Genomic DNA, 21,757 nt, shown 5'->3' on the forward strand with positions numbered 1-21,757 from the left:
GACGCTGGGGCCCCCTAGTCGCGCTCGGTGTTCAACTCAGAGCCGCGAACGACCCCTCCCGTGTCACCCCATACCAGCTGCCCGTCGCACCCGTCGCGGTCGCCAGCCGAAGCGGCGCCGTCGCCTACTGGGATCCGCACTCGGGCCGTCTGCAAGATGTGATGCCCGGCCACCACGTGGTCTCCACAGGCTGGGTCGACGCCAAACCGTCCGTTGAAGCCATCCCATAAAAGGAGGGAATGAATGACCGCCACCACCAAAGGACACCCCGTGAAAAAACGACCCGCGCAAATCAAAATCCCCAGAGTCTGCGAAAGATGCCAACGGCGCCTGTCCGACCTCGACCGGATGAACGCCATGGGCCAGTTTCGCGACGGCTTCATCACCGGCACCGTCTGCAACTCATGCCTGACCATCGAAGAACTCGCGGACATGACCATCCTCGAATGCACCCGCGAAGCCGGTTTAAATGTTGACGGTCGAATTTTGAACCGCAGCCGACGATTCGAAAACCCCGCCGCCGGGATGACAGCATGAGGCGCCCAACCGAATACGCGTGCATGTCCAACGCCCGGCAACTGGCCACCGCGGTGGCCGATTCGTCCAGCCTCGATCAGCTCGAATACGCCGCCATGAGCGACACAACACTACGAAAGCTGGACGTCGACTGCAACGGCCTGGGCCCCGGCGCCGAACTACGCCGCCGCGCGATCGCCGCCAACCTACGCCGCAACCCCGCCCAGCTGCTCGCCCAACTCGAACGAGCAAAACAAGAATGGCAACATTAGGAGGAACACCATGGCCATCCAGAAAGATTCGTACTACACCGGCGAAGGCCCCGAAATCCCCACCGCCGGAAACGATTACCAACATCCCACCCCTCATTCAGCGGTTGCTGATCAACGGCCATTCACCGCGCCGACCGGTGGATTCACACAAGCCCCACCGGCTGCCCACGCCGGCTTCGACGGGCTCGCCGACATGACCGCCCACGCCGACAACGCCCGCGAAACCACCTTCGACAACTAGGAGACCATCATGGAACGAATCAACATCGGCGACGCCGCCAGCAACTTCCAGCCGCGCCGCGAACAGTGGGAGGCGCCCCCAACCACCGACAACCACGTGCAGTCGCACCCGGAAGCCGAGCCGTACGACCTCAAGGGTGGCGCGTTCCCGGCCTCCATCGGCGGCTTCATGGCCCAACCCAACGACGCACCAACCCAAGGCCCCGAATAACACACGGAAGCTACCCGGCCGCCGGCAGCCGGGCGGGTAAACCCCCCCCCGGGGCGGCTCGGACAGGGCCTTTGAGCGAGAGCCCCGTCGCCGCCCCGGAGGGCCCCCGGTACACCCGACAACAGACATGTCGCCGCGCAACGGAGGGTCATGGTCGCAGCCACTATTAGACACGGTTTCGTGAAAACCGCGAATACCCCAAATAACTTAACTATCCGCGGAACAAGAATTAGGTTGCAGGCCATACCCCTGGGGGGTATAAGCATAACAGCAGGTCAAATCAAGATCAAAATGTGTTTGCTCCGTCTACTATATCCACCCTCCAATAACGCTCTGACCTGCGGTTTCATCTCAAAAACTCTATTTTTAATAGTAGCCACCGGGCGCGACCGCCCGGTCGGGCTATATTTTTACACAGCGGCCGAAACAAATCCATTGCGCCGCAACACATTTCGCGCATTGAAAACTCAAGCTATTCAACAGGATTCACGCCGATTACGAAGGAAAGGGGCCGATCATGGCCAAGCAGCAGATACCTGCACCGCCGAAGGGCACGAAGGTCAATGGCCGCAAGCTGTGGGATGAGGTTTTGTCCCGGTATGAGCTTGAGCAGCATGAACTCGCGTTGCTGCGGGAGATGGTCAGGACCGTTGACCTGCTGGATGAACTGGCCGCGATTGTGGCGCGTGAAGGCACGATGACTGAGGGGTCCTGGGATCCACGGCCGCATCCGGCGGTGATTGAGGCCAGGCAGTCGAAGATTGCGTTGGCGCGGTTGACGGCGGCGTTGCGGTTGCCGGCGGGTGCTGAGGGTGATGAGGCGGCTGGCCGGCGCCCGCAGCGCCGGGTTGGTGTGCGGGGTGTGTACGGGTTGGCGGGTGGTGCGTGATGCGTCGGCGCCCTGATAGCGAGGCTCCGCCGGCGGAGTTGCTGACGTTTCATGGCCGCCGGTATGTCACCGCGGCCGAGTGGGAGGCGGCGTTCGCGGCGTTTCATGCGGCGCGGGCGGAGTGGTTGGCGGGGCACGGTGTGTCGGAGTTTGATGCGCCCGGCTACACGGTGGATGGGGACTGCCCATTCGATAAGACGGCACTTTAGGGGTTCATGTGGCCGAGGAGCGGTGGGCGCCGGTCGCCGGGCACGAAGACGCCTACGAGATCTCGGATCGGTTGCGGGTGCGAAGTGTGGCGCGACGGGCGCTGTGCCGGGCCGGCCACACACGACGCGTCAGGGAGCGCATTTTGGTGCCGGTGCCGCGGGCCGGGACGCGGTTCGCTCAGGTGACGCTGTCGAGTGGGGGGCGGCGCCGCCGCGTCTACGTGCACAAGCTGGCGGCCGAAGCGTTCAGCGAACGGCTGGCGGTCTAGGCGATTTCGCCGCTCACACATCCTGGCGTCAGGTCATCAAAAGCCTGCCGAAACCGGGCGGCGCCTTACGCCGGTTGAAGCACGGGTGGAACGTACGCCTGCCCCTGCTGTCCTTCGCTGGCGTAGGAGATTGACGGCCAGACGCGTGAAAGCCCCTGGGCATCGGTCGACGGCGGGAAAACAAACCTATCCAAGGCGTCGATGGGAAGTTCAGCGGTGAGGCTGAGTAATTCCACCCCAACCACGGTGCCGGTTGCGTCGATGTCCACCTGGACGTTCGGGGTTACCTCGATGGTCTTAACAATCGGCTCGTCGGTCAGTTCGATGTACGCCGCGTCTACGTTGGTGTCGATGCTGAGTGTGATCATGAGTGCTCTCTCCTCCATGCTACCGACTTGACTACGATATCGCCTTCGTGGGAAAGGGGCGGCATCGTCCACACCTTAAGCTCCCCTCTTGTTGAATCTAGCCCGTAACCCACATGACATGTCGACCCACGGTCGCCCGGAAAGTGGTTGAAACAAGTGCGTAGGGCGCGCTCGATGTCGTCCAGCGTTATGCCACGTCGGGCCATCCGCTTTTCTGGATGGCCGATGAGGATCAGGTTGATCTCTGTGGAGCGAGGCATTACTGCGGAGCGACGACCCGGAAAGCCAGCCTGCGTTGCCGAACCTTGTCGACGTCGATGAATACCTCGCACAGGCCCTCGGTGGTCAGCAAGATCGCGGCTGACACCGCAAACAGAACGCCGATCTTTCCGTCGTACGGAACAGTCTCCGGTCCTGGCTCCATCTGCCAGTCCACAACCATGTTCATCGCGTTGCCGGGTGGATTAACGCGAATTGTCAAGCCAACGGCTTTGGTGTCTTCCGGCGCCCGAATGCGGCCGGCTACCGAGAGGGTGTGCGGTGCAGGCAGTACGGGGGGGCGGACATCGATGTAGCTCGCGCCGACCGCCGTCAACTTTCCGTTCTCGACTTTTGCGAACTCGGCGATGAACGCGTAGTCCAGTTCAGCCATGACCCGCACAATAACCGGCGGTGACCCACTGCAATCAAGGGTTGGCCCCAGGCCGTGAACGGCCGGCGTTTGCCTAGTGTAGGATAACCAGCGCACAGCACTTTACTGACCTGCAGGTATTTACTTTTGTGCACAGGCTAAACCGTTGCCGTAACATCGATTTAACAGCAGTTGCCTACTCTGCGGGTTATGGATCGACAGAAGGAATTCGTCCTCCGCACGCTGGAGGAACGGGACATCCGCTTCGTGCGGCTCTGGTTCACTGACGTCCTCGGTTTCCTCAAGTCGGTCGCCATCGCCCCGGCCGAACTCGAGGGCGCTTTCGAGGAAGGCATCGGCTTCGACGGCTCCTCGATCGAGGGCTTTGCGCGGGTCTCGGAATCCGACACCGTGGCCAACCCGGATCCGTCGACGTTCCAGGTGCTGCCCTGGGCCACCGCCTCCGGCCACCACCACTCGGCGCGGATGTTCTGCGACATCACCATGCCGGATGGCTCGCCGTCGTGGGCGGATCCGCGGCACGTGTTACGGCGTCAGCTGCAGAAGGCCAACGATCTCGGGTTTTCCTGCTATGTGCATCCCGAAATCGAATTCTTCCTATTGAAGCCGGGTCCTGAGGATGGATCGGCACCACCCGTTCCCGTCGACACCGCCGGCTATTTCGACCAGGCGGTGCACGACTCCGCGTCGAACTTTCGCCGGCACGCGATCGAGGCCCTGGAATTCATGGGCATCTCGGTTGAGTTCAGTCACCACGAAGGCGGACCCGGCCAGCAGGAGATCGACCTGCGTTTCGCCGACGCGCTGTCGATGGCCGACAACGTGATGACGTTCCGTTACGTCATCAAAGAGGTCGCGATGGGGGATGGCGCGCGGGCGTCGTTCATGCCCAAGCCGTTCGGGCAGCACCCCGGCTCGGCGATGCACACCCACATGAGCCTGTTCGAGGGCGACGTCAACGCCTTCCACAGCGACGACGATCCGCTGCAGCTCTCGGACGTGGGCAAGTCGTTCATCGCCGGGATCCTCGAGCACGCCTCTGAGATCAGCGCGGTCACAAATCAGTGGGTCAACTCCTACAAGCGGCTGGTGCATGGCGGCGAGGCGCCCACCGCCGCCTCGTGGGGGGCGGCCAACCGGTCCGCCCTGGTGCGGGTGCCGATGTACACCCCGCACAAGACGTCGTCGCGGCGCGTCGAAGTACGCAGCCCCGATTCGGCGTGCAACCCCTACCTGGCGTTCGCCGTGCTGCTGGCCGCCGGCTTGCGAGGGGTGGAGAAGGGTTATGTGCTGGGGCCGCAGGCCGAGGACAACGTCTGGGACCTCACACCCGAGGAACGCCGCACGATGGGATACCGCGAGCTGCCGTCGAGTCTCGACAGCGCGCTCAAAGCCATGGAGGCCTCCGAGCTGGTCGCGGAAGCCTTGGGAGAGCACGTCTTTGACTTTTTCCTGCGCAACAAGCGCACGGAGTGGGCGAACTACCGCAGTCACGTGACGCCGTACGAACTGAGGACTTACCTGTCGCTGTAGGTCACCCGCCCGGCTTAGGGTCGGCCGGTCGGATTAACAGATCGGCTCGGTGCGCTACCGTCGTTTGGTGACCAAACCCGCGACCCAGCGCCCCAGGCTGCCCAGCGTCGGCCGGCTCGGGTTGATCGACCCCCCCGCGGGCGCGCGCGTGGCACAACTCGGTTGGTACGACCAGGACGACCAGGCGCACGTCGACCTGCTGTGGGCGTTGTCGCGCGCACCGGACCCCGACGCCGCGCTGCGCGCTCTGATTCGGCTGTCGGAGAACCCGGACACCGGATGGGATGAGCTCAACGCCGCCCTGCTCACCGAACGCGGCCTGCGCGGACGGCTGTTCGCCGTGCTCGGCTCGTCGCTGGCCCTGGCGGACCACCTGGCCGTCCATCCTCAGTCCTGGAAGCTGTTGCGGGGCAAGGTCAAACTCCCGTCGGCCGACGAGCTGCGCGAGGCGTTCAGCGAGTGCTTAGACGATTGCAAGGACGAGGCGCCGGGTACGGCGGTATCGCGTTTGCGCACCCTGTATCGCGACCGACTGCTGGTGCTGGCCGCACTCGATGTGGCCCCGACGGTCGAGGACGAGCCGGTACTGCCCTTCACGCTGGTGGCGGCCCACCTATCCGACCTCGCGGACGCCGCGCTGGCGGCCGCGCTGCGGGTGGCCGAGATAACCGTATGCGGTAACCGGACACCACCGCGGCTGGCGGTCATCGCGATGGGCAAATGCGGTGCCCGGGAACTGAACTACGTCAGCGACGTCGACGTCATCTTCGTCGCCGAGCGCGCCGACACCCTCAGCACCCGCGTGGCCGGCGAGATGATGAGGGTGGCCTCGGAGGCGTTCTTCCAGGTGGACGCGGGGCTGCGCCCTGAGGGCCGCAGCGGTGAGCTGGTCCGCACGCTCGAGTCACACATCGCCTACTACCAGCGCTGGGCGAAAACGTGGGAATTCCAGGCGTTGCTGAAAGCCCGGGCGGCGGTGGGCGACGCGGGACTCGGCGAGCGCTACCTGGCTGCCCTGATGCCGATGGTCTGGGTCGCCTGCGAGCGTGAGGATTTCGTGGGGGAGGTGCAGGCCATGCGGCGCCGGGTGGAGCAGCTCTTGCCCGCCGACGTCCGAGCCCGCGAGATCAAGCTCGGCACCGGCGGATTGCGGGACGTGGAGTTCGCCGTGCAGCTGTTGCAGTTGGTGCACGGGCGCAGCGACGAGTCGCTGCACGTGGCTTCAACGGTGGATGCGCTCGCCGCGTTGGGCAAAGGCGGCTACGTCGGGCGCGAGGATGCGGCCAACCTCACCGCCTCTTATGAGTTCCTGCGGCTGCTCGAACACCGGCTGCAGCTGCAGCGGCTCAAGCGCACGCATCTGCTGCCCGAGGTCGACGACGAGGAGGCGGTGCGCTGGCTGGCCCGCGCCGCCCACATCCGCCCGGACGGCACGCGCGACGCGGCCGGGGTGCTGCGTGAGCAGATCAAGCACCAGAACCTGCGGGTATCCCAGCTGCACGCCAAACTCTTTTATCAACCACTGCTCGAGTCGATCGGGCCCGCCGGGCTCGAAATCGCCCACGGCATGACCTCGGAGGCTGCGGAGCGGCAGCTCGCCGCGCTCGGCTACGAAGGCCCGCAGACCGCGCTGAAGCACATGTCGGCGCTGGTCAACCAGAGCGGCCGGCGCGGCCGGGTGCAATCGGTGCTGCTGCCCAGGCTGCTGAACTGGATGTCGTACGCCCCCGACCCCGACGGCGGTCTGTTGGCCTACCGGCGACTCAGCGAGGCGCTGGCCGCAGAAAGCTGGTACCTGGCCACGCTGCGCGACAAGCCCGCGGTGGCCAAGCGGCTCGTGCGCGTGCTGGGGACCTCCGCCTATGTGCCGGACCTGTTGATGCGCGCGCCCAGGGTCATTCAGAGTTACGGCGACGGTCACGCGGGCCCGAAACTGCTCGAGACCGAGCCCGACACGGTGGCCCGGGGGCTGATCACCTCGGCTGCCCGCCACCCCGACCCGGTGCGGGCCATCGCCGCCGCGCGCTCGCTGCGCCGTCGTGAGCTGGCCCGCATCGGTTCCGCCGACCTGCTCGGCTTTCTCGAGGTCACCGACGTGTGCAAGGCGCTCACGTCGGTGTGGGTGGCCGTGTTGCAAGCCGCCTTGGACGCGATGATCCGGGCCAACCTTCCCGACGATGGCAAGGCGCCGGCGGCGATCGCGGTCATCGGCATGGGCAGGCTGGGCGGCGCCGAGCTGGGCTACGGGTCGGACGCCGACGTGATGTTCGTCTGCGAGCCGGCCAGTGGTGTCGAGGAATCGGTGGCGATGCGGTGGTCGACGTCGGTCGCCGAGCAAGTTCGGGCACTGCTGGGTACGCCCAGCGTCGACCCGCCGCTGGAGGTCGACGCCAACCTGCGGCCCGAGGGCCGCAGCGGTCCGCTGGTCCGCACCCTGGGTGCCTACGCCGCCTACTACGAGCAGTGGGCGCAGCCGTGGGAGATTCAGGCTTTGCTGCGCGCACACGCGGTCGCCGGCGACGCGGAGCTGGGCCAGCGGTTCCTGCTGATGGCCGACCAGACGCGCTATCCGCCCGACGGGGTGTCGGCCGAGGCGGTGCGGGAGATCCGCCGCATCAAGGCCCGCGTCGAGTCCGAGCGCTTGCCGCGCGGCGCCGACCCCAACACCCACACCAAGCTGGGTCGCGGGGGACTGGCCGACATCGAATGGACCGTGCAACTCATGCAACTGCGGCACGCTCACCGCCTCCCGGCCCTGCACAACACCTCGACGCTGGAATCCTTGGACGCGATCGCCGCGGCCGACCTGGTGCCCGCGGAGGACGTGGAACTGCTGCGGCAGGCCTGGCTGACCGCCACCCGGGCCCGCAACGCGCTGGTGCTGGTCCGCGGCAAGCCCACCGACCAATTGCCGGGACCCGGGCGCCAGCTGAATGCGGTCGCGGTCGCCGCGGGCTGGCCCGCCGACGACGGCAGCGAGTTCCTGGACAACTATCTGCGGGTGACGAGGCGGGCAAAAGCGGTGGTGCGCAAGGTGTTCGGGAGTTGAGTCGGGAGGTCGGCGCGTTGGACGCCATATTCGAGGTGCTCAGCGCGGCGGAGGCTGATCGAATGACGGCACTTTACGCCCCGCTGGCCGACGCCGTCCGGGAACTCATCGATGCCACCATCCGGACCGAGGCCGACGACGATGTCGTCGCTGACGCGCGATCCGCGATCGAGGCCGTCACCCAGTCGTTGCGGCAACGGACCCGGCCGGTCGGGGTGAGCTACCGCGTCAACGACCGGCCGCTGCCGTTGGGCAACGCCGCGGTCGGCGTGTGCAACCCGATCGCCCCGCCGATCGTCGTCCACCACGACGGCGACGGGCGCTGCTGGAGCGAGTTCGTCCTCGGATCGGCATACGAGGGCCCACCCAAACTGGTGCACGGCGGTGTGAGCGCCCTGATACTCGACCACATGCTCGGTGAGGCGGCCAGCGAGGGGCTGTCCAAGGCGCGTTTCACGGGAACCATCACCATGAAGTACCTGCGCGGCACCCCGCTGGGCCCGCTTCGTTCCGAGGCGTGGATTGACCGTGCGGAAGGCGCCAAAGTCTTTGCCCGCGGCTATATTTCGGATGCCGCTGGGATCACCGTCGAGGCCGAAGGCGTCTTCATCGAGCCGGCCTGGGCACGGGACGGCCGATGAAGTTCTACATCAGCAGCGCCTTCTTGAATACCCGGGAGATCATCGAGATCGCCAGGGCCGCCGACGAGCTCGGTTACGACGGTATCGGGATCCCCGATCACGTCGTCAACCTGGAGACCCTGGAAACTCCGTATCCATACACCAAAGACGGGCAGCGGCGTTGGCAGCCTTTCACCGACTGGCCCGACCCCTGGGTTCTCGTCGGCGCGCTGGCCCAGGTCACCACCCGGCTACGGTTCGTCACCACCGTCTACATCCCCGCGATGCGCAACCCCTACTCGGCGGCGAAAGCCATTGGTACCGCGGCTGTTTTAGCGTCGGGCCGAGTGGAGCTCGGCATCGGCGTCGGCTGGTGCCGGGAGGAATTCGCCTTGATGGGTGAGCGATTCGACGCCCGCGGCAAACGTACCGACGAGATCATCGACCTGATGCGCGCGCTGTGGAAACCGGGCTGGACGGAGTTCGACGGCGAGTTCTACTCGACGCCGCGGCTGGAGATGCAACCAACCCCGCCGCCGATACCCGTTTATGTCGGCGGGCTCAGCGACGCCGCGCTGCGCCGTGCTGCCCGCAACGACGGCTGGATCGGCGACCTGATCAAGACCGATCGCGCCATCGAGGCGGTCGACCGGCTGCGGGAGCTGCGGATCGAAAACGGCTTGTCGGTAGACGATTTCACCATCCTGACGCCGCTCACCGACGCCTTCACCACCGCCGATTATCAGCGCGCCGCGGACGCCGGGATCACCGGCATCATCACCATGCCGTGGATGTTCTACGCCGGGCCGGACGCCACGTTGGCCGACAAGATCGACGGCATGCGGCGTTTCCGCAAGGACCTGGGGCTCGACGTCTAGTTGGCTGCGGGCGGTTCCTGTTGCGGCCCCGTGTTATTACCGGACGGCGGGCCGTTGGGCGAGGGTTGTGCAGGCGACGACTGATGTGAGCAGTCGGGTATGTAGATGAATACGCCCCCCGTCCGCGTCCAGGTAATCCCGCACCCCAGCGGCACCACTGTGGGTGTATCAGCTGTAGCAATCAAAGCCGCCAACGTTCCGGTGACTATCGCTGGACGAATCACGCGGCGGATGGACTTCACGCATTGATTATGCTTCGCCTCGCGATCGGTTCGGCCATTCTGTGTTTCCGGTCTGCCCGGGGATGCTGATTCCTCGAGTCTGAAATACGCCGCGACTAGCCGCAACTCCGTAGAGCACTCCGCCGCGACACCGACGAAACCACCCGCGCCGCAATCGGGTGCGATCACGGCACGGGTGGTGTCGTCGGCGATGTTCCGGCGGGCGAAACGGCGGGTGTAGGGCCCCGTATGCCTAAACGTCGTAGTAGAGCGCGAACTTCGTTCTGCGCGTTTGTATCCGTTAGCTGCGTTGGCTGCGCGGGGGAACCGCAGGTCACAGCGTTGGGTGTAACGGTTGCCGGAAGGCGTCGCAAATTCTGCTGCGGACTGGCTGCGGACTGGGGCGTAGACGGGCGTCGTGCCCGCCGGGTGATGCTCGCCCATGCGCCGACGTCGGCCCGTCATCCTCCGCGGTGGCGGGCGGGTCTCATGTGCTTGAGCCATAAACTGCTTGTTGCACCGCGGTGCCCGGTGCGCGGCTCCCGACTGAGCGCGTGCCGAAACGATCGAGGGATCGACGGAAAGGAACACGAATGCGTACACCCGATCCCGTTCTTGGCGCTGGCAGTTGGTTACTCGAGAACGGCCATCGCAGTCTGCTCAAGCTCACCGGGGGCCGCTTCCCCCGGAAGATCTTGGGCATGAAAACAGTCGAGTTGCACACCACCGGCCGCAAATCGGGCAAGGCGTACTCGACAATGCTGACTACACCTGTGCACGATGAGCAGCGAATCGTCCTGGTCGCGTGCAAGGGCGGCTCCCAGGATCACCCCGACTGGTACAAGAACCTTGTAGCCAACCCCGATGTCCTGCTCACCCTTGACGATCGCACCGTGGCGATGCGGGCACGTACGGCCAGTCCTGATGAGAGGGCGACACTGTGGCCGGCGGTGGTGGCCGCGTACAAGGGCTACGGCGGCTATCAGCGCAACACCGACCGGGAAATCCCCATCGTCATCTGTGAGCCCAGTGCCTAGCGTTGGCTTATTGGCCCGTCATCGTTCGGGGTGGCGGGCCGATTGTTGCAGCCATCACGGTGCTTAAGACCGTGGTTGCAGCGGCCCATCGATTGGATAGCCCATCACCAGCGCGGCGGCCACCATTGCCAGCCGCCCCAGCCGCGGTCACCGCCCCGGCCGCGGTGGTCACCGCCCCAGCCGCCGCGGTCACCGCCCCAGCCGCCGCGGTCACCGCCGCCCCAGCCGTGGTCACCGCCGCCCCAGCCGTGGCCGTCCATCCATGCGGTGGCGATCCCGGCCGGGCCTGCGTGTCGCCGAAGCCGCTGGGCTGCGGGTGTCCGACGTGGATTTCATCCGGGGAGTAGTGCACCCGAAACAGCAGTGGCCCGACAAACCGCTCAAGACCGACGGCAGCGATCAGCCGATCCCGATCCCGCGAGACCTGGCGCTGCTGCTGTCGGCGTCGGTGCAGACGTACCCGTCCGAGATGATGGTCACCAATGGGCCGGGCATCGAGCGGTGCGGGCCGTGGATCATTGAGCGGGCGATCCGCGACGCCAGAGAGAAAATCGACGGACTACCTGAGGGCTTTACGTTCCACGACCTTCGGCACTAGCTGGCGTCGCTGCTCATCGCATCCGGCGCCGACATCAAGACAGTGCAGGCGCGGATGCGGCACGCCAGTGCACGCACCACGCTCGACACTTACGGGCATCTGTGGCCTGATGCCGACGAGTCCACCCGCTCGGCGATCGGTGCTGTGATCGCCAAGCGGATGGACTCTGTCGAATCTCCTGCGGACCAGCTGCGGACCAGGACCACCCATGCGTAGCGTCTGCCCTGGTCAAGGCGTTAGCTGGTTTACACGTCGTAGTACAGCGCGAACTCGTACGGGTGCGGCCGGATCTGGACCGGCAGGATCTCGTTGTCGCGCTTGAAGCTGATCCACGTCTCGATCAGGTCAGGCGTGAAAACGCCTCCCTCGGTGAGGTATTCGTGGTCTTCTTCCAGACGGTCGATCACCGCGGACAGCTGGGTGGGCGCCTGCGGGATGTTCGCGGCCTCCTCCGGCGGCAGCTCGTAGAGGTCCTTGTCGACCGGCGCCTGCGGCTCGATCTTGTTCTTGATGCCGTCCAGGCCCGCCATCAGCATGGCCGAGAACGCCAGATACGGGTTGCCCGACGAGTCGGGGCAGCGGAACTCGAGCCGCTTGGCCTTCGGGTTGCTGCCGGTGATCGGGATGCGCACGCAGGCGGACCGGTTGCGCTGGCTGTAGACCAGGTTGATCGGGGCCTCGAAGCCGGGAACCAACCGCTTGTAGGAGTTCACGGTGGGGTTGGTGAAGGCCAGCAGCGACGGCGCGTGGTGCAGCAGTCCGCCAATGTAGTGGCGGGCGGTGTCCGACAGACCCGCATAGCCCGTCTCGTCGTACATCAGCGGGTTGCCGTCTTTCCACAACGACTGGTGGCAGTGCATACCGGAGCCGTTGTCGCCGAACAGCGGCTTGGGCATGAACGTGACGGTCTTGCCCGCCTGCCACGCGGTGTTCTTGACGATGTACTTGTACAGCAGCATGTCGTCGGCCGCGTGCAGCAGGGTGTTGTACTTGTAATTGATCTCGGCCTGGCCGCCGGTGCCCACCTCGTGGTGACCCTTTTCCAGGCTGAAGCCGGACTTGATCAGGTTGGACAGCATCTGGTTGCGCAGGTCGACGTAATGGTCGACGGGGGCGACGGGAAAGTACCCGCCCTTGGGACGGACCTTGTAGCCGCGGTTGGGGCTGCCGTCCAGTTCGGTCGGCGAGCCGGTGTTCCACCACCCCGAGATCGAGTCGATCTCGTAGAACGAGCCGTTGGTGCGCGAATCGAAGCTGATCGAGTCGAAGATGTAGAACTCGGCCTCGGCGCCGAAGTAGGCGGTGTCGGCGACACCGGTGCTGACCAAATAGTTCTCGGCTTTGCGAGCGATGTTGCGCGGGTCGCGGGAGTAGGGCTCGAGGGTGAACGGGTCGTGGACGAAGAAGTTGAGGTTCAGCGTCTTGGCTTCATTGAACAGGTCGATGCGCGCGGTCGCCGGGTCGGGAAGCAGCAGCATGTCGGACTCATGGATGGATTGGAACCCGCGAATCGACGAACCGTCGAAGGCCAGGCCGTCCTCGAACACGCTCTTGTCGAAGAACGAAACCGGAATTGTGAAGTGCTGCATGATGCCTGGCAAATCACAGAACCGGACGTCGACAAATTCAACGTTTTCGTCTTTGACGAGTTTGAAGACGTCGTCGGGCGTCGTTTCCGTCACAGAATGCTCCTTTACTTGGTGATCCGCGGCCTGACGCTATGGAGCAGATGTTGCCCGCCAGTCAACCCGATGTTGCGCAGAGGTTACGTGACCATGCCGCCACAGCAGAGGCCGGTTTGCCCGGGGGGTCCTATTGTGGGGCCATGGACCGCAAGATCGTATCTGGTCCGGTGCGCGGGCGCACCGTCTCACCCCCACGTGCGGGGCGCTCGGGCAGCGGCCCGGAGCGATGATGCCGGAATCACGATCCGCATACCCCGGTGCGGGGCTCGGCTTGCCGGAAAGGGGACCGGGATCGCTGGCGCCGATGGGACGTCGGCTGGCCGCGCTGATGATCGACTGGCTGATCTCCTACGGCCTGGCGGCGCTGGCCATGGCGTTCGGCGTTTTCTCCGAGCGGACGTTGGCGACCGCGGTGTTGGTCATCTGGTTCCTGCTCGGCCTGGTGGCAGTGCGGTTATTCAGCTTCACGCCCGGGCAGTTGGCGCTGGGCTTGCAGGTGGTCGCGGTGGACGGACGGGTGCCGGTCGGGATTGGCCGGGTGGCGGTGCGCGGCCTGTTGGTCGGGACGGTCATCCCGGCGCTGTTCAGCGACTACGACGGCCGCGGCTTACAGGATCGGGTGACCGGAACCGCGGTGGTGCGCCGCTGAATCCGAGTGCGCGGGCTACCTGCGGCGCACGGTGCGCTGCACACCGCGCATCTTGCCGGCGTTGGGTAGCGGTCCTTTCGGCATGATGCTGGCACCGGTGCGCGATCCCAGCGCCGCCAACCGCGACTCCAGACTGTCCAATTGTTTGACGGTGACGTTGGCCGGAAGGCGTGTGAGATGGCGCTCCAACTTGCCCAGGGGAACCTCGTCATCGCCGGTGCCGACCATGATGTCGTAGATCGGCACGTCGCCGACCAGCCGAGCGGTCCGCTTCTTCTCCTGGGCCAGCAACGGTTTGACCCGGGCCGCCGAACCTTCGCCGACCAGGATGACGCCGGGCCGGCCGAGCACCCGGTGCACCGCGTCGAAGTGGCCGGTCGCGGCGACACCGGGGGTCACCCGCCACTTGCCGCGCAAGTTGTCCAGCACCCACGCCGCGGCGCCGGTTTGACCTTCGGCCTTGCGGAAAATCGATCGCTGGGCCCGGCGGCTGAAGATGATGAACGTGACCAGACCGCCCAGCAGCATGCCGAGCGGGATCAAGGTGATCATGGTGAACCCGCCGGCCCACACCCCGACCGCCACCGAGATGCCCACGATCAGCACGAAGGCGCCGATCATGTACGGCAGCAGGCGCTTGTCCTCCTTGCGCTGCATGTTGAACGCCTGCCACAACTGGGCGCGGCGCTCCCGCGCGGCGGCCTTGCGGGCGACCGATGCCTGCGCCCGGGCGGCCTTGTTCTCAGCGGCAGTGCGGGGTTTAGCCATAGTCACCAAGGATACGTACGCGGGAAGTTAACTATGGTGCCGAGGCGCCTGAATCCGACGCGCGGGAGCGGGCCGCTTGCTCGTAGAGCCGTCCCGCCCGATAGGACGATCGCACCAGCGGCCCGGCCAGCACTCCCGAGAAGCCCAGCCCCTCGGCATGCTGCGCGAACTCGACGAACTCCTCGGGCCTGACCCAGCGCTCGACCGGGTGGTGGCGCGTCGACGGACGCAGGTATTGGGTGATGGTGACGATGTCGCAGCCGGCATCGCGCAGGTCGGCCAGGGCGGCGCGCACCTCGTCGGGGGTTTCGCCCAACCCGAGGATGAGGTTGCTCTTGGTGACCAGGCCGACGTCGCGCGCCGCGGTGATCACGCCCAGGCTGCGCTGGTAGGTGAAGGCGGGCCGGATCCGTCTGAAGATGCGGGGCACCGTTTCGACATTGTGCGCCAACACTTCCGGGCGCGACTCGAAGACCTCGGCAAGCCGCGAGGGCTCGCCGTTGAAGTCGGGGATCAGCAGTTCGACGCCCGTCGAAGGATTGAGCTCTTTGATGGCGCGCACCGTCGTGGCGTACAGCCACGCCCCGCCGTCGGCCAGGTCATCGCGGGCGACGCCGGTGACCGTGGCGTAGCGCAGCCCCATCGTTCGCACGCTCTCGGCGACGCGCCGGGGCTCGTCGCGGTCCAGCGCTGCGGGCTTTCCGGTATCGATCTGGCAGAAGTCGCAGCGGCGGGTGCACTGGTCACCACCGATCAGGAAGGTTGCTTCCCGGTCCTCCCAGCATTCGAAGATGTTCGGGCAGCCGGCCTCTTCGCAGACCGTGTGCAGGCCCTCGCGCCGGACCAGGCTCTTCAGCTGGGTGTACTCCGGTCCCATCCGGGACCTGACCTTGATCCACGGCGGCTTGCGCTCGATCGGGGTCTGCGCGTTGCGCACCTCCAGCCGCAGCAAGCGGCGATTTTCGGGTGCGACAGTCACATAGCCGATGCTACCTGCGTGACGGGATGTTCACGGACCGGCAGGACACCGTCCAAGGCTTCGCAAACGGCCGCCGCGACCGCCGTCCGGACTTCGTCGACGGTGACGGGGCGTCGCAGTTCGGCGGACAACGACGTCACGCCTGCGTCGCTGATGCCGCACGGCACGATGGCTGTGAACGCATCCAGATCGCAGTCGCAGTTCAGTGAAAACCCGTGCAGCGTCGTAGCACGCGACACCCGTACACCGACGGCGGCAACCTTGCGCGCGAGCCGGCCGGCGCTGGCCGGTACCCACACCCCGGAGCGGCCGTCGACCCGGATCGTGTTCAGGCCCAGATCGCCGCACACCTTGATCAGCGCTTCCTCTAGGCGTCGAACGTAGTTGACGACATCGAGCGGTTCAACCAGCCCGATGATCGGGTATCCGACCAACTGCCCCGGTCCATGCCAGGTGATCTTGCCGCCGCGGTCAGTGTCTATGACATCTGCAACGGGGTTGTCGCCTACCGGTCGTTCGTGCGGCTCCGTGCGCCGCCCGGCGGTGTAGACCGGCGGGTGCTCCAGCAGCAGCAGCGTGTCGGGACCGCCGGCGACCCGGGCGTCGGCCAGGTCGCGCTGCAGCTGCCAGGCGGTGCGGTATTCGACGGTCCCCAACTGCCGGACGTCGATCGCGGCCGCGCTGGACCGGATGGAATCGACCACGTTCGTGACGGTACTCGCCCGCAGCGTGCGGTGGCGCGGGGAGCCGCCGGCCTCACGCGGGGAGTTGCCGGCGTCACACCAGCGTGACGCCGGGCTTCGCCCGTCCCGCCGGCGTTATGCTCGCCGGACCATCGCCGCCCCGCGACGCCGCGGTCGCTGGCAAACGGGTCTAGTCGCGTTCGCGCCGGGCGGTGACGTAGCCGAGCGCCTCGCCAATGGTGTTGTGGTGGAACTGGAAACCGGCGCGCTCGAGTGCCGACGGGATGGCGCGCTGACCGATGAGCAGCCCCTCGTCGGCGAACTCTCCGAGCGCGGCCCGCACGGCGAAACCGGGCAGAATCATCGGGGTCGGGCGGTTGATCGCGCGCCCGAATGCGGTGGTGAACGCGGCGTTGGTGACGGGAGCGGGCCCGGTCATGTTCACCGGGCCCGACAGCGTCGGGTGTGAGACAACGAACAGCAAGGCCCGCACCTCGTCCTCGAGGCTGATCCACGACATGTACTGACGGCCGCTGCCCAGCCGGGCGCCGAGGCCCGACGAGAACAGCGGCCGCATCCGGCGCAGCACACCACCCGACCGGGCCAGCACCAGGCCGGTGCGGGCCAGCACAACGCGGGCGCCGCCGTATTGGGCCGGCAGCGTGGCGGCTTCCCAGTCTTCGCACAGCTGCGCCAGGAAACCGCTTCCCGCCCGGTCGTTTTCGTCGACCACGCGGTCTTTGGTGTTCCCGTAGAAGCCCACCGCGCTGGCGTTGATCAGGGTCTCCACACCGGCGTCGGCGACGGCGTTGGCCAGCACTTCGGTGGGAGCGATGCGGCTGTCGCGCAGGCTCTGCTTGAAGGCGCCCGACCATCGACGTTGGCCGATGTTCACGCCGCACAGGTTGACGACGACGTCGACTTCGGCCAGCCCGTCGGCATCAAACTCGCCGCTCGCGGGATTCCAGTGCAATTCCTCGGAATTCGCCGGTGTGCGGCGCACGATGCGCAACACCGGGTGGTCTGCCGCGCGCAGTGCCGCGGCCAAGGCCGAGCCGATCAGGCCGGACGAACCCGCTATCGCGACTATGGCCTTTTGGGCCTCACGACCAGGTCGAGCCACTTTGTCACAGTCCTAAATCGGCCTCGAACGCTCCCTCTTCGAGCCGGTTCTTGATCGTGGTGAGGAATCGTCCGGCATCGGCCCCGTCGATCAGCCGATGGTCGTAGGTCAGCGGGAGGTAGCAAACCGAGCGGACCCCGATCGATTCGTTGCCGCTGTCATCGACGACCACCCGCGGCCGTTTGACGATGGCCCCGGTGCCCAACATGGCGGCCTGCGGCGGAACCAGGATCGGGGTGTCGAACAACGCCCCCTGGCTGCCGATGTTGGTGACGGTGAAGGTGCCGCCGGACAACTCGTCGGGTTTCAGGTCGCCCGACCGGGCGCGCGCGGCGATGTCGGCGATCGCCCTTGCCAGCCCGGCCAGCGACAGGTCGCCGGCGTTGTGGATGACGGGGGAGAGGAGACCCTGCTCGCTGTCGACGGCGAAGCCGAGGTGCTCGGCGTCGTAGTAAGTGATCTCCTTGGTGTCCTCGTTGTAGCTGGCGTTGATGTTGGGGTGAATCTTGAGGGCGTCGATGACGGCCCTGGCGATGAATGGCAGGAAGGTCAGGTTCACCCCCTCGCGCTCGGCGAACGCGGCCTTGGCCCGAGCCCGCAAGCCGACGATCTTGGTCATGTCGACCTCGTGGGTCTGGGTGAGCTGCGCCGTGGCCTGCAGGGATTCGCGAGTCTTGTTCGCGGTGATCTGACGGATCCGGCTGGCCTTCTGCGTGGTGCCCCTCAGGTGTGCCAGCGCGGGTGCCGGAGTTGGCGCGGCTTCAGGAGCTTTCGCAGCCGGCGCCGCTGCGGGAGGTTGCGCGGCCGGTGCGGCGGGCGCCCTCTTCGCCTCTTCTTTCTTCTGGGCCGCGGCAAGCACGTCTTGCTTGCGGATGCGACCGCCCACCCCGGTGCCGGTGACCTCGGCAAGGTCAATCTTGTTCTCGGTGGCCAGTTTTCGCACCAGCGGGGTCACGTACGGCGCGCCGTCTGCACTCGAGCCTCCGGTCTCGGCGGCTGGCGGGGCCTGTGCCGGTTGGGCTTTCGGCGCCGGTTCGGGCGGGGGCTCCGGTGCGGGTGCCGGTTTGGCCGCAGCTTCGGGTTTTTCGTCAACCTTGGGGGCCTTGGGCTGGGGCGCCGGCTCGGGCGGGGGCTTGGGCGCGGGCGGGGCGCTGGCGTCGGAGGCGTCCAGATTCGAGCCGATCCGTGCCAATTCACCGCCAACGGGAACGGTGGCGTCTTCGTCGGCGGTGATGCTGACCAGGACGCCGGCCACTGGCGACGGGATCTCGGTGTCCACCTTGTCGGTGGACACTTCCACCAGCGCTTCGTCAACCTGAACCGAATCCCCGACCTTTTTGAGCCAGCGAGTCACGGTGCCCTCGGCCACCGACTCGCCGAGCTCGGGCATCAGCACCGGGGTCGTGGCGCCGCTACCGGAACCCTGCTGGGCCGGCGCCGCGGGTTCGGACTCCGGCTTGGCCGGCGCTGCGGGTTCGGGCTCGGGTTCCGGTTGGGGTGGCGCTGCGGATTCGGCCTTCGGCTGCGGTTCGCTTGGCGCCTGGGCGGGCGCCTCCGTCGCGCCGTTTTCGGAGGCCTCCAAATTCGAGCCGATGACGGCCAGATCGCCGCCAACCTCGACGGTGTCGTCCTCCTGGGCGATGATTTTGGTCAGCACACCGGCGGCCGGCGAGGGGATTTCGGTGTCGACCTTGTCGGTCGATACCTCGACGAGAGGCTCGTCGAGTTCGACCGTGTCGCCTTCCTGCTTGAGCCAGCGGGTGACCGTCCCCTCGGTGACGCTCTCGCCGAGTGCCGGCATCTGGACGGAGAAGGCCATCTCGTTTTGACTCCTCGATCGCTCGTGGCTCGGGGCAGGTCACATCTGGCTTACCACAACCCCGTGTAGCGGGTGTGAAATGCAAGTAGTTGCCGAAACCATCCTGTCATTGCGTCGGCATCGGCACACATCCAGGGCTGGCGCGCTCGGGTGCCGGGGCGGCCGCACCCGCTTGCTACGGTGTGGCCACTGTTAGTCAGGGTCCAGTCACGGTTCAGTCAGATCAAATCGGGGGTGCGGAGGTCCGATGCCGGCATTACAACAGGCGCCGCAGCAGTTCGTCGACAGCACGGACGGCGTGCGTATCGCGGTCTACGAAGAGGGCAACCGCGAGGGCCCGACCGTCGTGCTGGTGCACGGCTTTCCCGACTCGCACGTGTTGTGGGACGGTGTCGTGCCGCTGCTGGCCGATTTTCGCGTGATCCGTTACGACAACCGTGGTGTCGGCCTGTCGTCGGTGCCCAGGCCGGTTTCCGCGTACACCATGGCCCGGTTCGCCGACGACTTCGCCGCGGTGGTCGGGAAGCTGAGCCCGGGCCAACCGGTGCACGTGCTGGGCCACGACTGGGGTTCGGTGGGCGTCTGGGAGTACTTGAAGCGGCCGGGCGCCAGCGACCGGGTCGCCTCGTTCACGTCGGTCTCGGGCCCGAGCCAGAACCAACTGGTCGACTACATCTTCAGCGGCCTGCGCCGGCCCTGGCGCCCGCGCAGGTTTGCCCGCTCGATCAGTCAGGCCCTGAGATTCACCTATATGGCGCTGTTCTCGATCCCGGTGCTGGCACCGCTTTTCCTGCGGCTGACGCTGTCGGTCCCGGCGCTGCGGCGCAACGCGGTCGACAACATCCCGGCCGATCAGATCCACCACTCGGCCAACCTTGCCCGGGATGCCGCCCGCTCGGTGAAAACATACCCCGCCAACTACTTTCGCTCGTTCTCCGGGCGCGGCCGGGGCGTCCACATCGTCGACGTACCGGTGCAGCTCATCGTCAACACCCGGGACAAGTACGTGCGGCCGTACGGATACGACGAGACCCAGCGCTGGGTGCCGCGGTTGTGGCGCCGCGACATCAAGGCCGGTCACTTCTCGCCGATGTCGCACCCGCTGGTGATGGCCGCCGCGGTGCGTGACTTCGCCGACCTCGCTCAAGGCAAACAGCCGAGTCGCGCGATGCTGCGCGCGCAGGTCGGGCGTCCGCGTGAGGCGTTCGGCGACACTTTGGTGTCGGTCACCGGCGCCGGCAGCGGAATCGGCCGGGAGACCGCGTTCGCCTTTGCGCGCGAGGGCGCCGAGGTGGTCGTCAGCGATATCGACGAGGCCGCCGTCAAGGAGACCGCGGAGCAGATCGCCGCACGGGGTGGTGTGGCGTACCCCTACGTGCTTGACGTGTCCGACGCCCAGGCGGTCGAGGCGTTCGCCGAACGGGTCAGCGCCGCGCACGGCGTTCCCGACATCGTGGTCAACAACGCCGGCATCGGGCAGGCGGGCGGGTTCTTGGACACACCCGCCGAGCAGTTCGACCGCGTGCTGGACGTCAACCTCGGCGGCGTGGTGAACGGTTGCCGGTCATTCGGGCGGCGCCTGGTCGAACGCGGCACCGGCGGCTACATCGTCAACGTGGCATCGATGGCCGCCTACGCCCCGCTGCAGTCACTGAATGCCTACTGCACCTCCAAGGCCGCGGCCTACATGTTCTCCGACTGCCTGCGGGCCGAACTCGATGCCGCCGGCATCGGGCTGACCACGATCTGCCCCGGTGTCATCAACACCAACATCGTCAACACCACCCGCTTCGACGCACCCGCGGGCAAGGGCGAGGAAGTCGACGGCCGGCGGGGGCAGCTGGGCAGGATGTTCGCGCTGCGTCACTACGGGCCGGAAAAGGTTGCCAAGGCGATCTTGTCGTCGGTCAAGAAGAGCAAGCCGATCCGCCCGGTCGCGCCGGAAGCCTATGCGCTGTACGGCGTTTCCCGTGTGCTGCCGCAGGCGCTGCGCAGCACCGCGCGGATGCGGGTCATCTGATGATCTGAGCCGGGCGCAGGGACCTCAGGAACCCTCAGGGATCCGCGCCGCTCCTTCGCCGCGTCGTACCAGCAGCGCACCGCCGATCGCGATGATCCCGGCGACCGTCAGCGGGATGGTCCACGTCCGCCGGCTGCCCACCGATGACTGGCACTGCGCCACGTAGTCGGTGTGCGGCACGATCTGGTTAAGAATCGGGACGTTTGCCACGCTCTTGTCGTTCGCGCTCCTCGCCGCGGACAGATCCGTGGCGACGGCGTTTCCGCACGAGATGGAACTGCCATTGCCGTCGGAGATCGATACCGGCGTCAACAGCCCGATTACGCCGGCCAGCAGCAGCACGGCACCAACAGCAATGATCAACCGTCGCGCAGTCACAATTGGCCTCCCGTCGAATAGGAATCGCTGGGAGGTTAGCCAGTGTGACCGGTGGTTAAACCCGGTCGCGAGCGTCACGCCAGCGTGACGT

27 protein-coding genes are annotated in these 21,757 nt (G+C 66.4%); 17 read left to right on the forward strand and 10 right to left on the reverse strand.

Annotated elements, in window-relative coordinates; genetic code table 11:
* From ACLP4W_RS08755 to ACLP4W_RS08790, 8 genes are all read left to right on the forward strand, one after another.
* A partial coding sequence (locus ACLP4W_RS08755) for a hypothetical protein (RefSeq protein WP_442385750.1) occupies positions 1-230 on the forward strand: 230 nt, incomplete at its 5' end.
* 13 nt (positions 231-243) lie between these two features.
* A complete protein-coding gene (locus tag ACLP4W_RS08760; protein ID WP_442385751.1) occupies positions 244-537 on the forward strand; it encodes a hypothetical protein in 294 nt (97 codons plus the stop codon).
* Positions 534-788, forward strand: coding sequence for a hypothetical protein (locus ACLP4W_RS08765; RefSeq protein ID WP_442385752.1), 255 nt, complete (start codon positions 534-536; stop codon positions 786-788). The genes ACLP4W_RS08760 and ACLP4W_RS08765 overlap by 4 nt, the downstream gene beginning before the upstream one ends.
* Before the next feature lie 10 nt (positions 789-798).
* Positions 799-1,029: a hypothetical protein gene (locus ACLP4W_RS08770; RefSeq protein ID WP_442385753.1), complete on the forward strand. Its 231-nt coding sequence runs from the start codon at positions 799-801 to the stop codon at positions 1,027-1,029.
* Between the two features lie 9 nt (positions 1,030-1,038).
* Entirely contained in the window at positions 1,039-1,239 is a 201-nt protein-coding gene (locus ACLP4W_RS08775; RefSeq protein WP_442385754.1) for a hypothetical protein, read from the forward strand.
* Between the two features lie 517 nt (positions 1,240-1,756).
* Positions 1,757-2,128 carry a hypothetical protein gene (locus tag ACLP4W_RS08780; protein WP_442385755.1) on the forward strand — a complete coding sequence of 124 codons (372 nt, stop codon included), beginning with the start codon at positions 1,757-1,759 and terminating at the stop codon, positions 2,126-2,128.
* Positions 2,128-2,337: a hypothetical protein gene (locus ACLP4W_RS08785; RefSeq protein ID WP_442385756.1), complete on the forward strand. Its 210-nt coding sequence runs from the start codon at positions 2,128-2,130 to the stop codon at positions 2,335-2,337. Before ACLP4W_RS08780 ends, ACLP4W_RS08785 begins: the two co-directional genes overlap by 1 nt.
* 8 nt (positions 2,338-2,345) lie before the next feature.
* Positions 2,346-2,606, forward strand: a complete 261-nt coding sequence (locus ACLP4W_RS08790) for an NUMOD4 domain-containing protein (RefSeq protein ID WP_442385757.1) — start codon at positions 2,346-2,348, stop codon at positions 2,604-2,606.
* Positions 2,607-2,671: 65 nt separating this feature from the next.
* Here the strand turns inward: ACLP4W_RS08790 and ACLP4W_RS08795 are convergent, their stop codons facing one another.
* Together ACLP4W_RS08795 and ACLP4W_RS08800 are read right to left on the reverse strand one after the other, a co-directional pair.
* Positions 2,672-2,974, reverse strand: a complete 303-nt coding sequence (locus ACLP4W_RS08795; RefSeq protein ID WP_442385758.1) for a DUF2283 domain-containing protein — start codon at positions 2,972-2,974, stop codon at positions 2,672-2,674.
* A 259-nt stretch (positions 2,975-3,233) separates the two neighbouring features.
* Positions 3,234-3,626, reverse strand: coding sequence for a DUF6941 family protein (locus ACLP4W_RS08800; protein WP_442385759.1), 393 nt, complete (start codon positions 3,624-3,626; stop codon positions 3,234-3,236).
* Between the two features lie 189 nt (positions 3,627-3,815).
* Between ACLP4W_RS08800 and glnA (ACLP4W_RS08805) the strand changes: the two genes are divergently transcribed.
* From glnA (ACLP4W_RS08805) to ACLP4W_RS08825, 5 genes are all read left to right on the forward strand, one after another.
* Positions 3,816-5,159 (forward strand): type I glutamate--ammonia ligase, encoded by a 1,344-nt coding sequence (gene glnA, locus ACLP4W_RS08805; protein ID WP_442385760.1) that lies wholly within the window; start codon positions 3,816-3,818, stop codon positions 5,157-5,159.
* Positions 5,160-5,223: 64 nt separating this feature from the next.
* On the forward strand, positions 5,224-8,208 hold the full coding sequence (locus ACLP4W_RS08810) for a bifunctional [glutamine synthetase] adenylyltransferase/[glutamine synthetase]-adenylyl-L-tyrosine phosphorylase (RefSeq protein WP_442385761.1): 2,985 nt from the start codon (positions 5,224-5,226) through the stop codon (positions 8,206-8,208).
* Complete coding sequence (locus tag ACLP4W_RS08815; protein WP_442385762.1) at positions 8,205-8,849, forward strand: PaaI family thioesterase; 645 nt, start codon at positions 8,205-8,207, stop codon at positions 8,847-8,849. The genes ACLP4W_RS08810 and ACLP4W_RS08815 overlap by 4 nt, the downstream gene beginning before the upstream one ends.
* Positions 8,846-9,706: a TIGR03619 family F420-dependent LLM class oxidoreductase gene (locus tag ACLP4W_RS08820; protein ID WP_442385763.1), complete on the forward strand. Its 861-nt coding sequence runs from the start codon at positions 8,846-8,848 to the stop codon at positions 9,704-9,706. Before ACLP4W_RS08815 ends, ACLP4W_RS08820 begins: the two co-directional genes overlap by 4 nt.
* An 814-nt stretch (positions 9,707-10,520) precedes the next feature.
* Complete coding sequence (locus ACLP4W_RS08825; protein WP_442385764.1) at positions 10,521-10,964, forward strand: nitroreductase/quinone reductase family protein; 444 nt, start codon at positions 10,521-10,523, stop codon at positions 10,962-10,964.
* A gap of 104 nt (positions 10,965-11,068) precedes the next feature.
* Here ACLP4W_RS08825 and ACLP4W_RS08830 read toward each other — a convergent pair whose 3' ends face one another.
* Positions 11,069-11,224, reverse strand: a complete 156-nt coding sequence (locus ACLP4W_RS08830; protein WP_442385765.1) for a hypothetical protein — start codon at positions 11,222-11,224, stop codon at positions 11,069-11,071.
* A gap of 2 nt (positions 11,225-11,226) precedes the next feature.
* On the opposite strand from ACLP4W_RS08830, the gene ACLP4W_RS08835 reads away from it, so the two are divergent.
* Positions 11,227-11,562, forward strand: a complete 336-nt coding sequence (locus ACLP4W_RS08835) for a hypothetical protein (protein ID WP_442385766.1) — start codon at positions 11,227-11,229, stop codon at positions 11,560-11,562.
* Positions 11,563-11,616: 54 nt separating this feature from the next.
* Positions 11,617-11,778, forward strand: coding sequence for a hypothetical protein (locus ACLP4W_RS08840; RefSeq protein WP_442385767.1), 162 nt, complete (start codon positions 11,617-11,619; stop codon positions 11,776-11,778).
* A 29-nt stretch (positions 11,779-11,807) separates the two neighbouring features.
* Here ACLP4W_RS08840 and glnA (ACLP4W_RS08845) read toward each other — a convergent pair whose 3' ends face one another.
* A complete protein-coding gene (gene glnA, locus ACLP4W_RS08845) occupies positions 11,808-13,244 on the reverse strand; it encodes a type I glutamate--ammonia ligase (RefSeq protein ID WP_442385768.1) in 1,437 nt (478 codons plus the stop codon).
* A 229-nt stretch (positions 13,245-13,473) separates the two neighbouring features.
* Between glnA (ACLP4W_RS08845) and ACLP4W_RS08850 the strand changes: the two genes are divergently transcribed.
* Positions 13,474-13,896: an RDD family protein gene (locus tag ACLP4W_RS08850; protein ID WP_442385769.1), complete on the forward strand. Its 423-nt coding sequence runs from the start codon at positions 13,474-13,476 to the stop codon at positions 13,894-13,896.
* Positions 13,897-13,911: 15 nt separating this feature from the next.
* Here ACLP4W_RS08850 and ACLP4W_RS08855 read toward each other — a convergent pair whose 3' ends face one another.
* The 5 genes from ACLP4W_RS08855 to sucB form a co-directional block, all read right to left on the reverse strand.
* Positions 13,912-14,664, reverse strand: coding sequence for a DUF4191 domain-containing protein (locus ACLP4W_RS08855; protein ID WP_442385770.1), 753 nt, complete (start codon positions 14,662-14,664; stop codon positions 13,912-13,914).
* A gap of 31 nt (positions 14,665-14,695) precedes the next feature.
* Positions 14,696-15,643, reverse strand: coding sequence for a lipoyl synthase (gene lipA, locus ACLP4W_RS08860; RefSeq protein WP_442385771.1), 948 nt, complete (start codon positions 15,641-15,643; stop codon positions 14,696-14,698).
* On the reverse strand, positions 15,640-16,347 hold the full coding sequence (gene lipB / locus ACLP4W_RS08865; protein ID WP_442385772.1) for a lipoyl(octanoyl) transferase LipB: 708 nt from the start codon (positions 16,345-16,347) through the stop codon (positions 15,640-15,642). The genes lipA and lipB overlap by 4 nt, the downstream gene beginning before the upstream one ends.
* A gap of 169 nt (positions 16,348-16,516) precedes the next feature.
* Positions 16,517-17,449, reverse strand: a complete 933-nt coding sequence (locus ACLP4W_RS08870; protein WP_442385773.1) for a TIGR01777 family oxidoreductase — start codon at positions 17,447-17,449, stop codon at positions 16,517-16,519.
* 4 nt (positions 17,450-17,453) lie between these two features.
* The gene (gene sucB / locus ACLP4W_RS08875; RefSeq protein WP_442385774.1) at positions 17,454-19,268 is read right to left on the reverse strand and encodes a 2-oxoglutarate dehydrogenase, E2 component, dihydrolipoamide succinyltransferase; all 1,815 of its coding nucleotides are present in this window, start codon (positions 19,266-19,268) and stop codon (positions 17,454-17,456) included.
* 247 nt (positions 19,269-19,515) lie between these two features.
* Between sucB and ACLP4W_RS08880 the strand changes: the two genes are divergently transcribed.
* Positions 19,516-21,288 carry an SDR family oxidoreductase gene (locus tag ACLP4W_RS08880; RefSeq protein ID WP_442385775.1) on the forward strand — a complete coding sequence of 591 codons (1,773 nt, stop codon included), beginning with the start codon at positions 19,516-19,518 and terminating at the stop codon, positions 21,286-21,288.
* A gap of 24 nt (positions 21,289-21,312) precedes the next feature.
* Here the strand turns inward: ACLP4W_RS08880 and ACLP4W_RS08885 are convergent, their stop codons facing one another.
* Positions 21,313-21,666, reverse strand: a complete 354-nt coding sequence (locus ACLP4W_RS08885; RefSeq protein WP_442385776.1) for an aminopeptidase — start codon at positions 21,664-21,666, stop codon at positions 21,313-21,315.
* Between the last annotated feature and the right edge of the window lie 91 nt (positions 21,667-21,757).

It is taken from the genome of Mycobacterium sp., from assembly GCF_052145595.1.
Classification (GTDB): domain Bacteria; phylum Actinomycetota; class Actinomycetes; order Mycobacteriales; family Mycobacteriaceae; genus Mycobacterium.